Source organism: Bradyrhizobium sp. (assembly GCF_035570375.1).
Lineage (GTDB): Bacteria > Pseudomonadota > Alphaproteobacteria > Rhizobiales > Xanthobacteraceae > Bradyrhizobium.
In genome coordinates this window covers 1-13,396 of the sequence record NZ_DATMLW010000080.1, presented here as the reverse complement: position 1 = coordinate 13,396, position 13,396 = coordinate 1, and the positions used below count along the sequence as shown (strand labels likewise).

Below are 13,396 nucleotides of genomic sequence, written 5' to 3'. Positions count from 1 at the left end.
ACAACATTTTACATCAGCGCCGGGTGTGTTCCCGCCGGGCGAAGTTCTCAACGTAAAGCAGACAGCGCAAACGGCGCTCGTTGGCGTGAACTACAAATTCCATTGGGGCGCGCCGGTTGTCGCAAAATACTGATGTGACGTTCGCGCTGGAGGGAAAGGCCACGGTTGTAATCGCGGCCGCCCCGCTCTGTGCCGCGGTCACCGGATGAAGCAGCGATTGGGCAGCATCAACAACCCAGAAGCAGAAGGAGGCGGCCAGATGCGTTACCTCGGCGGACCAAGATCGCCAATGAGGTCGGGCCAAAGATGAATCGAGGACGGGGATCTGACTTGATGCAGCTGATACGGATCGGATGTTTCGCCCTGCTTGCTGCAATGCTGGCCACATGGATTTCTGCGGAATCTCTCGCGAAGGCCAAAGTGCGTCTGTACGATGCCCAACGTTCGCTTTACGATACTCGCGCGACACTACCTATGAATGGCGAGCCAGTGTCGCCGATGCACTATCAAGGCGGGCCGAAATCGCCGATGTGGCGCGGGCCGGCAGCAAACTAGAGGTTCAACTCAGCGATCCGTGTCTGGTGCGTTATGACGCCCCGCCTGGGTGCCCTTGGCCGGCGCCCCTTGATCGGCGACCCAATCGGGAGCCAAAATCATAAGGGATCGGAGCTGGCCTGTCGGCGCCTCTGGCTGCGGTGCCCAACTCTTGGAAGCCGCAGTCGCAAAAGCCGATTTTGCCGATAATATTCGGCTGCTCCTGCAACAGCGCGACGAAACAACGGGCAAATACCGGGGTTTTTCGCCGTTACGGCTATTCCTCCGGCACGGAATCGGCAAAAAAACACTTGTTGATAGGGGGTTGGCCCAAAACCAATTATTACCGGCGAGAAGCGCGTAAGGTTAGTGTAAGCACAATCCCATAACGCAGTGCTTCGCGGGGCAATCGCTGATCAATTCGAAAGCGCAATTCAAATATGTCTGCCCCCTGGAACTGGATTTTGCGACGGTTGGCCGTCGTCCTGGCGATAACCGCCGCCGTCGGCCTCGGCCTGTTCGGTGCGGCGCGGGTGCTGTTTCCCAACGCCAAATCGGTCGAGACGGCAGATTCTGCCAAGGCCAAGCTTCCGTTCTATGAGCCGAGTCGGGCGGAATGGGCAAGCCTCACCATCGAGCCGGTATCGGAGCGGGTGTTTCGCGCCGAGCACATCACGGAAGGCAAGATAGCGGTCAACGAGGACAGTTCGACGCCGATCTTTTCGCCTTACGCCGGTCGCGTGATCAGGCTTTTAGTAAAACCTGGCGAAAAGGTTGAGCAGGGACAGCCGCTGTTCATCGTCGAGGCGACCGACACGGTTCAGGGACTGAACGACTTCATCACGGCGCTCAGCGCCTTAAACAGCGCGCGCTCCAAGCTTAAGCTGGCGGAAATTGTCGAGAAGCGGCAGAACGATCTCTATCAAGGCAAGGCTGTGCCGCTCAAGGATTGGCAGCAGGCCCAGAATGATCTGACCACGGCGCAGAACGACATGCGCTCGGCCGAGACGGCGCTCGAGGCAGCGCACAACCGGCTGCGCATTCTCGGCCGTTCGGAAGAGCAGATCACCTCATTCGAGCAAACGCGACAGATCAGCGCCGATACCCCGATCTACTCTCCGCTCGCCGGCACGGTCGTGCAGCGCAAGGTCGGGCCCGGCCAGTTCGTCAACAGCGGCGCGAGCGATCCTGTGTTTGTGATCGGCGATCTCTCGACGTTGTGGCTGCTCGCCTTTGTCAGGGAGAGCGAAGCTTCCGACATTCGCGTCGGACAGGAAATCGCGTTCTCCCTGCTCGCGTTACCGGGCAGTCAGTACAAGGCTCGCATCGACTACGTTGCCCCCGCAATCGATCCAGCCACCCGGCGGCTTCTGGTTCGAGCCACCATCGACAACAAGGATGGTCTCTTTAAGCCGGAGATGTTCGCCAATGTGACGATCTTTACCGGCGGAGATCATCCCTCGGTCGCGGTCCCCAAAAAGGCGCTGATTTATGAAGGCCAGCATGTGCGCCTGTGGGTGGCCCACGACAAGACAATCGAGCTTCGCGATATCGAAACCGGGCTCAGCAACGGCGACTTCGTCGAGGCAAGGACCAATCTGAAACCCGGAGAAAAAATCGTCACCAGGGGCAGTCTTTTCATCGATCGGGCGGCTTCCGGCACCTAATCAACGCTTCCTCTTAACCAACTTCTCAATCGAATGGATCGTCTCGTCGCCTTTGCTGTTAGTCGCCGGTTCCTGATGGTGGGGCTGTTCGCAGCCGTCATCATCGGCGGACTTATCGCGTTTAGGGAGTTGAACATCGAGGCATATCCCGATCCGACGCCTCCGATGGTCGATGTCGTCACCCAGAGCGCCGGGCTTTCGGCGGAGGAAATCGAGCGCTATATCACGATTCCACTGGAGACGCAGCTTGCCGGAATCAAGAATTCGAAGGTCATCCGTACCATCTCGCTGTACGGCCTCTCCGACGTCAAACTGCAGTTCTCGTTCGACTACACCTACGACCAGGCACTGCAGCAGGTGCTGAACCGCCTGTCCCAGCTTCCGCCGCTGTTGAACAACGCCCAGCCGCAGATTTCCCCGCTCAGCCCGATCGGCGAGATCTACCGATACCGTCTGGTCGGGCCGCCGAATTATTCGGTGCTCGATCTCAAGACATTGCAGGACTGGGTCCTCAATCGCCGATTCAAGGCGGTACCCGGCGTGATCGACGTCACCAGCTGGGGCGGACGGACAAAGACCTACGAACTTCAGGTCGACTTCAACAAGCTGGTCGCCAACGGGTTGACGTTACCGCAACTCATGCAGGCAATCAGCAATTCGAACGTCAATGTCGGCGGCAACACCCTCAACATCGGCTCGCAGTCGGCGGTCGTGCGCGGCGTCGGTCTGATCCGTTCGATCGACAACCTGGCCAACACCATGATCGCCTCGAACAACGGCACCGCGGTGCTGGTCAAGGACGTCGCCACCGTCACCGTCGGCGAGCAGCCGAGACTTGGCATCGCCGGAGAAAACGACGATGACGATATTGTCCAGGGCATCGTGTTGATGCGGCGCGGCGAGCAGAGCACGCCAACCATCACGAAGGTCGAAGAACTCGTAGCATTCATCAACAAGTCCACCATTCTCCCGCCCGGGGTCAAGATCGAGCGGATTTACGATCGGAAGGACCTGATCGAGACGACGACGAAAACGGTGCTGGAGAACATGGTGCTTGGCATCGTTTTGATTGTCATCCTGCAATGGCTGTTCCTCGGCGATTTGCGTTCCGCGCTGATCGTCGGCGCGACGATACCGTTCGCGTTGTTTTTCGCAGTCATCATTCTCGTGCTGCGCGGGGAATCGGCTAACCTGCTGTCGGTCGGTGCGATCGATTTCGGCCTGATCGTCGACGCCACCGTCATTATGGTCGAAGCAATCTTCCGGCGGCTGGCGCACACCAGTTTCCTGTCAGAGGACGAGCAGGCCGCAAGCTCCGCCCGCACCATCATGGACATAAAGGAACACGCCATTCTCACCGCGGCAGCCGACGTGTCGCGCTCGATCTTCTTCGCAGCCGCGATCATTATCGCGGCGTTCATTCCACTGTTCACCCTGAGCGGCGTGGAAGGCAATATTTTCGGTCCGATGGCGCGCACCTATGCCTACGCGCTGGCGGGAGGGCTGCTCGCGACCTTCACGATTACGCCGGCGCTGAGTGCAATCATCCTGCCGGCGCATGTGCAGGAGACCGAAACGTTGATCATGCGGGTCATGCACCGCGCCTATATGCCGATGCTGGCGATCTCGCTCGCCAACCGCCGACTGGTGCTGGTGGGCGGTGCCGCGCTCATCCTTATGACGATCTTTGCGGTGCGTCTCCTGGGCCTGGAATTCTTGCCGAAACTGGAAGAGGGCAATCTCTGGATTCGCGCGACGTTGCCGCCGACGATTTCTCTCCAGGAGGGCAACTCGTACGTCAATGCGATGCGCAAGCTGATCGCTTCCCAGCCGGAAGTCGTCTCGGTCGTCTCCCAGCATGGCCGGCCCGACGACGGCACCGATGCGGCAGGGTTCTTCAATGCGGAATTTTTCGCGCCGCTCAAGCCCGCGAAGGAATGGCCGAAAGGGGAAGACAAGGACTCGCTGACGGCCAAGTTGCTTGCTCTGCTGCAGGAAAAATTTCCGGGCGTCGAATTCAATTTCTCGCAATATCTGCAGGACAACGTGTCTGAAGCCGTCTCTGGCGTGAAGGGGGAGAATTCCATCAAGCTGTTCGGCAACGACCTGCAGGCGCTCACCGACACCGCCAACAAGATCAAATCCGTCCTCGCAACCGTTCCGGGAATCACGGATCTTGCGGTTTTCACGTCTCTCGGTCAGCCGACGATCCAGATCGATATCGACCGAGCCCGTGCTGCGCGCTACGGCCTTTCGCCCGGCGACATCAACACCACGATCCGCACCGCGATCGGCGGCGACAGCGCCGGTGACCTCTATGAGTCCGGCAGCGACCGTCATTTCCCGATCATCGTTCGCCTGGCGCCGGAGTATCGCAAGAGCGCGGAGGCGATACAGAATTTGCGGATCGGCGCCCAGGGGCCGAACGGTATTACCCAGGTCCCGCTGAGCGAAGTGGCGACGGTAAAGCTGGTGTCTGGCGCCGCCTACATCTACCGCGAACAGCAGGAGCGCTATCTTCCGATCAAATTCTCGGTGCGCGAGCGCGACCTCGGCGGCGCCATTCGGGAGGCGCAGGAAAAAATCGCCGACCAAGTGAAGCTGCCGCCGGGCTCTCGGCTTGAGTGGGTCGGCGAGTTCGGCAATCTGCAGGATGCGATCAAGCGCCTGTCGATCGTGGTGCCGATCAGCCTGGCGCTGATCGCGATGCTGATCTGGTTCAATTTCGGCTCCGCTATCGACACGCTTCTGACCATGAGCGTGATTCCCATGGCGGTCTTCGGAGGCATTGTCGGCCTGCTCGTGACCGGCATTCCGTTCAGCGTCTCCGCCGCAATCGGCTTCATCGCCCTGTTCGGCATCTCCGTGATGGACGGCATCATCATCCTCTCGCAGTACAACCAGTTGATCGACGAGGGCTTGGAGCGTGGCAGGGCGATCCTGCGCACCGGAGAGCTTCAGCTGCGACCGGTCATGATGACCTGCGTGGTCGCCGGCGTGGGATTGCTGCCGGCCGCGTTGTCGTCCGGAATCGGATCGCAGGTGCAGAAGCCGTTGGCGATCGTGGTGGTGGCGGGCATGATAGTGGCACCCGTCGTCATCCTGACCATCTTGCCGGCGCTGATTTCGATGTTCTCGCAGCGGAGCAGGTCCGGCTTGGCCGAAGAAGGCCGCTTGGCGCCCGCCGAATGACAGGTGATCGTGACTTGTGAGTGACGTCGCCAACAGATGCGCTCTCCTCTCCCGCAAGGCGGCATTCCGCCGTGCGTGCGCGAGGTTTTGCGCGATTGCGATCGTCTTTCCGGCGGCAGTCGCTTCTTCCGCAGCCGAGACCCTCCCTGAGGCTCTCGTGAAGGCCTATCAGACAAATCCGCAGCTCAATGCGGAGCGAGCGCGTCAGCGCGGCACCGATGAAAACGTGCCGCAGGCGCTCGCCAGTTATCGGCCGCAGCTCGTGGCCAGTCTGAGCGCGGGGCTGCAGGCGGTTCGCAACACTTTGCCTGACAACACCGTACAGAGTGCGACCTTGCGTCCGTGGCAGATCGGCGTGACCGTGAACCAGGTCCTGTACAACGGCAACAAGACCGCAAACAGCGTTCGCGTCGCGGAGTTTCAGGTCAAGTCGGGGCGGGAGGCGCTGCGCAACGTCGGCCAGGGTCTGCTTCTGGACGCGGTGACCGCCTATATGAACGTGCTTGCCGGTCAGGCCCTGGTCGAATCGCAGCGCGCCAACGTCGCGGTGCTCCGTGAAATTCAGGCGACCACGAAACGGCGTCTGGATGCGGGCGATGTCACGCCGACCGACACGGCGCAGGCCGATGCGCGGGTCAGCCGCGGATTGGCCGATCTCAACGCCGCGGAGGTCGCCTTCGCCATAGCTAGGGAGACTTACACTCAGGTCATCGGCCAACGTCCATCCCAACTGGCCGCGGCCTCGACGGTCGACGGTCTATCGCCCAATGGACTCGAAGCGGCAAAGCAATTGGCAAGCCATGAACATCCCGCCATTCTTGGCGCGGCTTATGACGTTGACATCGCGCAAACAACGATCAAGGTTGCGGAAAGCACGCTGCTTCCAACCATCTCGGTTCAGGCCAGCGCGAGCCGCGCCGTTCAAACCGATCAGACGCTGACCACCACGACGACCGATCAGGCCTCGGTGATCGGCCAGATGAACGTGCCGATCTACGATGGCGGTACTGCGGCTTCGCAAACCCGACAGGCCAAGGAGATGGCGTCGCAGAGCCGCATGGTGCTCGAACAGGTCCGAAACCAGACGCGAACCGCCGTGGTCAGCGCATGGGTCAGCAACGAGGGGACGAAAGTGGCCCTCGCGGCGACGGAGGCCGAAGTGCGCGCCGCCGAGACCGCATTGCGGGGAGTGCGGCGCGAAGCCGCAGGCGGACAGCGCACCACCATCGATGTTCTCAACGCGCAGCAGGATCTGACGAGCGCGCGGACCAGGCTTATTCAAAGCCAGCGCGACCGGGTGATCGCGTCCTACACGTTGTTGAGCGCGGTGGGACGCCTCGATGTCCAGGTGCTCAAGCTCAATACGCCGGACTATTTGCCGGAAGTTCATTATCATCAGGTGCGCGACGCCTGGCACGGCCTTCGTACGCCGTCCGGCCAATAGGTCGCTCACATTTGCGGTTCAGTTGCGTGGAGATTTTTTGACGAACAGTTGGCACCCTCTCATCCGGAAAGACCATGACCGAAAACATCATTGTCACCGACGAAGATTCCACGCGCACGATCGTCATGCGGCGCCCGGAAAAGAAGAACACACTGACGCAGGAAATGTATCTTGCGATGAGCGACGCGATCGACTCAGCGCAGTCGAATCCAGCCATCCGCTGTCTGATCCTGACTGGACGCTCGGGGGTCTTCACCGCCGGCAACGACATATCGGATTTCCTGCAAGCCGCGACTTCAAAGGAAGACAGAGGACGCCCCAAAAACGCGGTCATTTTTCTGCAGTCCTTGGTGAATAACAAAAAGCCGGTCATTGCTGCCGTGGACGGCATCGCCATTGGCATCGGTACTACGATGGTATTTCATTGCGACTACGTCATCGCCAGTACGACGGCGATATTTCAATCGCCTTTCATTCAGTATGGGCTTGTTCCGGAAGGAGCCTCCAGCCTGCTTTTGCCGCGCATAGTGGGCCACCAGCGCGCCTTTTCCATGCTGGTCATGGGCCGGTCAATGAATGCTCAAGCCGCCCGCGAAGCCGGTTTCGTCAACACGGTGGTCCCGCCGGGGCATGCCATCGTCGAGGCTCGCAAAGCGGCGCGAGAAATTTGCAATCTTCCGGCCGCTGCAGTCGAGATCTCGCGAAAGCTGTTGAAGTTGCCGACGGAAGATCTCGTCCGCAGAATTGATCAGGAGAATCAGTTTTTTGGAGAACGGATGCGGTCGCCGGAAGCCGTCGCCGCATTCCAGAATTTCTTTTTGCGGAAGAGGAAATAAAGATTCGCAAATAGTGAAAAAATAGCATTGCGTCGTATTCAACAGTGCGCACGCTTGCACCTGACATCTGCATGCGAGACATACTAGCGAAGCGGGTCGTAACGCTTTCCCTTGCCCATAAATGCCGCTTTCGCTTGATTAATCCGACGGCAACAGAAGAATCTCTGAGCGGCTTTTAAGCTACATTTCGGTTTGATTATTATTATTTTATGAAATCTTCATAAAACACCCATTCCGGAGAAAATGCCCGTAAGGTTAGTGTAAGCGCCATGCTGTAACGCAACATATCGGCCAAGTTAAACGCAGTCGAATAGGTCGAATGGCTGAAATTTGGAGGCGTTGGAGTGCGTGCCTTGCTGAACCTGTCGAGGCGATCTCGATCGGTGTTGCTTGTCCTGATCGCGATCGGAGCAGCCGCGCTTGTGTGGGGCAAGGGTCTGATCGGATTTGCCGATGGCCGATCGGAGCGGAAGGAAGAGGTCGCTGCTGTTGAAGCTGGCCGGCCCGGCTCGTTCCGGGCGACGGACGAACAGATCGTGGATCTGTCGGAAAAACAGACGGCATCGCTGAAGGTCGGTCCTGTAGCGTGGCGCGAATTCGCGCTGGTCAAGACGGCCCTTGGCACCATCGACTTCAACGAGCATCTGCTGGTGCAGGTGTTCTCGCAATATCAGGGCAAGATTCTCAAGGCCTTCTACAACATCGGCGACGAGGTTCAGGCCGGCAACGTGCTGTTCACGATCGACAGCCCCGACCTGCTTGCCGCCGAATCGACGCTGCTCGCAGCCGCCGGTGTGCTCGAATTGCAGAAGCGCGTGCTTGCACGCGCCCTGAATCTCTTGAAGTCGGGCGGCAGCGCCCAGAAGGACGTCGACCAGGCGACCTCGGACCATCAAACCGCCGAGGGAAATTTCAAGGCGGCAAAGGATGCGGTGCGAATCTTCGGAAAGACGGAAGCGGAGGTTGAACAGATACTGGGCGACCGCAAGCTGGATTCGACGCTGGTCGTTCCGAGTCCCATCGCGGGGCGAATCGTTGCGCGCAATGCTGCGCCGGGATTTCTGACCCAGCCGGGTGTTGCGCCCGCGCCCTATACGGTTGCCGACCTCTCGACGATGTGGATGCTGGCGAACGTCATCGAGACGGACGCGCCGGCCTATAAGCTCGGACAGGAAGTCGAGGTCGGGGTGCCGGCCTATCCCGACAAGGTCTTCAAGGGTCATGTGACGGCGCTTGGCGCGATGATCGACCCGAATACGCACCGGCAGCTGGTTCGCTCGGAAATCGAAGATCCCGAGCATCTGCTTCGCTCGGGAATGCTTGCGAGTTTTGTGATCCGGGTTGGCGATCCCGTTCGTTCGCTCGCAGTGCCCGCCGAAGGCGTGGTTCGCGAGGGCGACGGGACGATGACCGTGTGGTCCACGAAAGACAGCCGACGTTTCACGAAACGAACCGTGAAGACGGGCCTGCAGCAGGATGGTTGGACCCAGATACTGGAGGGACTATCCCCCGATGAAACCGTCGTCACCGATGGCGCGGTTTTCCTGAGCAACAAGCTCGCATTGGGCGAAGCCGGGTAAAACGGGCAGCTCGTTAGGACAGACGGCAGGATCACTTGATTAAGTCTTTGCTTGAGTTCGGTTTGACGCGCAGCGCCATCATCGTGCTGGGGCTTGCAGTATTTTGCGCGGCCGGACTTGTCGCGTTTTCGAGGCTCAACATCGAAGCCTATCCCAACCCGGCCCCGGTCATTCTGGAGATCACGGCGCAGGCGGCCGGCCTATCGGCCGAGGAGATGGAGAAATACTATACCATCCCGATGGAGGTCGGGCTTTATCCGACGCCCGGCGTCGTCAACATCCGCTCGACATCATTTTACGGACTGTCCTTCGTCCGCGTCACCTTCAGGTATGGCGTCGACTTCTATTTCGCGCTCACGCAGGCCTCGATCAGCCTGCAGCAGAATGTCAATTTGCCAAGCAGCCAGGTCCCGACCATTCAGCAATCTAGCCTCGTCGGCGAAATCTACCGCTACCAGCTGGTCGGACCTCCGCATTTCGGATTGACCAACCTGCGCACGGTTCAGGATTACATCGTCGCCCGTCGTATGCTGACAATCCCCGGTGTGGTGCAGATCAATGCCTGGGGTGGGACGACGAAGCAGTTCAACGTCGATGCCGACCTGCAAAAGCTTGAGGCCTACAACATCACGGTCCCACAACTGATCTCCGCGCTCGGCAACGCCAACATCAATGTCGGTGGCCGCGAGATCTCGATCGGGCAGCAGTCGGTCAACATCCGTGGCGTCGGCCTGGTCGACGACGGCGGCGCCGAAGACGTTACCAAGGGTTACAAGGTTCAGGACATCAAGAACATCGTCCTCACTCAGTCGAATGGCCTGCCGATCCAGGTCAAGCACGTGGCCAGCGTTTCCGTGGGTTTCGTGCCGCGGCTTGGAATAGCGGGCAGGGATCACGACGACGACGTCGCCACCGCGATCGTGGTCATGGGTCGGACCCAGCACACCAACGATATCATTCCACGCGTTCAGGCCGAGGTCGAAAAGCTCAACACCGACGGAAGTTTGCCGCCAGGAGTTAAGATCGTTCCCTACTACGATCGTAGCTCGCTGGTCGGGATCACCACGCGTACGGTTTTGCACAACCTTATTTTTGGCTGTCTCCTGGTCTTCTTCATTCAATGGATATTCCTGGGCGATCTCCGCAGCGCCATCATCGTCAGTGCGAACATCCCGTTCGCGCTGTTCTTTGCCATTATCCTCCTGGTCTTGCAGGGCGAGGACGCCAACCTTCTGTCGCTCGGTGCGGTCGACTTCGGCATCATCGTCGATTCCGCCGTGATCATGATGGAAAATATCTATCGGAATTTTCAATCTCGCCCTGAGCAACGACAGACTTTGCTGCAGCATCTGTCCGAAGGCTACTGGGGTCCTGATCCGACCTCGGTTCATGGCCGCTCAGCCCCGCGGTGGACGGAACGGCTGCGCATCATTTTCGCGAGCGGGTTGCAGGTCGACAAGGCTGTCTTCTTCACGGCGGCGATCACGGTCACCGCCTTCGTGCCGCTGTTTACAATGCAGGGGGTGGAGGGGCAGATCTTCGGGCCCATGGCCCGAACCTACGGCTACGCGTTGGCCGGAGCGCTGCTTGCCACCTTTACGGTAACGCCGGTTCTGGCGTCACTCCTGCTTCCACAACATATCCAGGAGACTGAAACGGTCATCGTGCGCACGCTGCGCAGGGGTTACACCCCGGTGCTTCGCTGGGCGCTTTCCAACCTCACCATCGCCGTCATCATCGGTGTGGCTTTCCTCGCCGTGAGCGCCTTGGCGGCCTCCCGGCTCGGCAGTGAGTTCCTGCCCGCGCTAGAGGAGGGCAATTTCTGGATCCGCGCCGCGATGCCGCCGACGATGTCGCTTGATGCGGGGACCGCCGCCACGGGAAAAATGCGCGAGATTCTTTTGCGGCACCCGGAGGTCATCACGGTCGTATCCCAGCATGGCCGCCCGGACAATGGCAGCGACGCCTCGCCATTTTCCAACGTCGAGCTGTTCGCGCCACTAAAACCCTTCGACGAGTGGCCGGCAAACCTGACCAAGGAGAAGTTGACGGAGGAACTGCAGAAAGAATTCGCCGAGGAGATGCCCGGGATCGGGTTCAACTTCTCCCAATACATTCAAGACAATGTCGAGGAAGCGCTATCCGGCGTGAAGGGTGCCAATTCGGTAAAAATCATCGGGCAGAACCTTCAGGTTCTGGAAGGACTCGCCACGCAGGTGATGGCCGAGATGGCGAAAATCCGCGGCGTGACCGACCTCGGAATTTTCCACGTCCTGGGGCAGCCGAACCTCAACATCAAGGTCGATCGCGAGAAGGCCGCGCGATACGGACTCAACACCGGCGACGTCAACACCGTCGTTCAGGCCGCGCTCGGCGGCACGACCGCAACCACCGTTCTGGAGGGCGACCGCCAGTTCAATCTTGCCGTCAGGCTAGATCCCAAATACCGCAGCAGCATCGACGCGGTCAGATCCGTCAAGGTCGCCTATTCGACGCCGTCAGGGACCAACGGCTATGTTCCCCTGAGTGAACTTGCCGACATCACGCTCGATACCGGCGCGTCATTCATCTATCGCGAACGCAGCCAGCGTTATATTCCGATCAAGTTCTCTGTGCGCGGCCGCGACCTCGGCAGCACGGTCGCGGAAGCGCAGGAACGGGTGGCCAACGCCGTCAAGCTTCCGAACGGCTACCGCATTATCTGGTCGGGTGAATTCGACAGTTTGCAGGCTGCCAAGCAGCGGTTGATGATTGTCATTCCGATCACGCTGCTTTTGATCGTCGTTCTCCTTTACGGTCTGTTCAATTCGCTTCGCGACAGCCTGCTGTCGGTGGCCGGCATTCCCTTTGCGATCGGTGGTGGCTTGATCGCGCTCTATCTGGCTGGGCTGGATTTCAGTGTATCGGCGGCGATCGGCTTCATCTCGCTGTTCGGCGTGGCGGTGATGGATGGTATCCTCAACATCACCTATTTTCGCGAACTCCGGGCTCAGGGCATGGGCATCGCCGAGGCGGTATTCAACGGCGCCGAACAACGGATGCGGCCCATGCTGATGACCGCCCTCTCTGCGGGCGTCGGGCTGTTTCCGGCCGCGATCTCGCACGGCATCGGCAGCCAAGTGCAGCGCCCGCTGGCGACGGTAGTTGTGGGCGGCATGTTCATCGGGCCGCTGCTTCTGTTGGTCGTCGCTCCGGCGCTCAGGAAGATTTTTCTGTCGAGGGAGCGGGAAGAGGTTGTGGACGACGGTGAAGCCGCTGTGGCCGTTGAAGGCAATCCGGATGGATAGTTGGAATCCGCATCGTGCCCTTGCTTGAAGGACCCGATCGAATGTCGCGCCTTGGACGAACCGCTGCTCGGCTGCCTGTCCTGGCAGAGCGTCAGCCTTTGCGCGCGCCCAGGATACGCATCGCTGCCAAAGCGGTCGGCTTGGCCATGCTGTCGATCGCCAATTCAGGCTGCGCGGTCGGGCCGAATTTCAGTCCCGCCGCCGCCCCTGACATCACCGGTTATGTCAAGGGCAAGCTCGCATCGCCAAATCCCGGAAAAGGCCCGCCGGACGTTCCTGGGCAGCGGTTCATCACGGGAGCGGACGTCGCGACGCGCTGGTGGGGAGCATTCAAATCACCGCCGCTCAACGAGCTCGTGAGACAGTCGGTTAACCACAATCCCAGCCTGCAAGCTGCCGAGGCCGCGATCAAGCTCGCTCAATACAACGCGCTCGCCCAGCGCGGATTATTTTTTCCGCAGGTCACCGGCAATTCGACGTCTCAGCAGATCCTGGTGGCCAATCCCGGTCAGGTGCCGTCGATCCCGACCGAGGGGCCGCAGTCCCAGTTCTCGCTCGTGACCAACCAGCTCACGGTGTCGTTCGTACCGGATATCTGGGGGGGCAACTTTCGCGCCGTCGAAAATCTGGATGCGGTGACCGAGCAGCAATTATTCCAGCTCGAGGCTGCTTATCTGACACTGACCAGCAATGTGGTCACTGCAGCGATCCAGGAAGCGTCGCTGAGAGGACAGATCGCCGCCACCCAGCGCATCATTGCGATCGAAAAAAACCTGCTGGAAATTCTCAAGCGCCAGTTGAACTTCGGCCAGGCGGCCCGGGCCGATGTGCTCGCCCAGGAGGCGGCCCTTGCGCA

At 59.8% G+C, this 13,396-nt stretch carries 7 protein-coding genes; all 7 read left to right on the top strand.

Translation table 11 applies throughout. The features are described from left to right. Positions 1-974: 974 nt before the first annotated feature. Positions 975-2,201, top strand: coding sequence for an efflux RND transporter periplasmic adaptor subunit (locus VNX23_RS09165; protein WP_325629224.1), 1,227 nt, complete (start codon positions 975-977; stop codon positions 2,199-2,201). Positions 2,202-2,234: 33 nt separating this feature from the next. Continuing rightward, complete coding sequence (locus tag VNX23_RS09160; protein ID WP_325629223.1) at positions 2,235-5,393, top strand: CusA/CzcA family heavy metal efflux RND transporter; 3,159 nt, start codon at positions 2,235-2,237, stop codon at positions 5,391-5,393. A 94-nt stretch (positions 5,394-5,487) separates the two neighbouring features. Further along, a complete protein-coding gene (locus VNX23_RS09155) occupies positions 5,488-6,837 on the top strand; it encodes a TolC family outer membrane protein (RefSeq protein WP_325629226.1) in 1,350 nt (449 codons plus the stop codon). Between the two features lie 74 nt (positions 6,838-6,911). Continuing rightward, positions 6,912-7,673, top strand: coding sequence for an enoyl-CoA hydratase-related protein (locus tag VNX23_RS09150; protein WP_325629222.1), 762 nt, complete (start codon positions 6,912-6,914; stop codon positions 7,671-7,673). Positions 7,674-8,017: 344 nt separating this feature from the next. Further along, the gene (locus tag VNX23_RS09145; protein WP_325629220.1) at positions 8,018-9,253 is read left to right on the top strand and encodes an efflux RND transporter periplasmic adaptor subunit; all 1,236 of its coding nucleotides are present in this window, start codon (positions 8,018-8,020) and stop codon (positions 9,251-9,253) included. A 35-nt stretch (positions 9,254-9,288) separates the two neighbouring features. Further along, positions 9,289-12,540 carry a CusA/CzcA family heavy metal efflux RND transporter gene (locus tag VNX23_RS09140; protein WP_325629218.1) on the top strand — a complete coding sequence of 1,084 codons (3,252 nt, stop codon included), beginning with the start codon at positions 9,289-9,291 and terminating at the stop codon, positions 12,538-12,540. Between the two features lie 41 nt (positions 12,541-12,581). Continuing rightward, the coding region (locus VNX23_RS09135; protein ID WP_325629216.1) for a TolC family protein at positions 12,582-13,396 on the top strand (815 nt) is incomplete at its 3' end.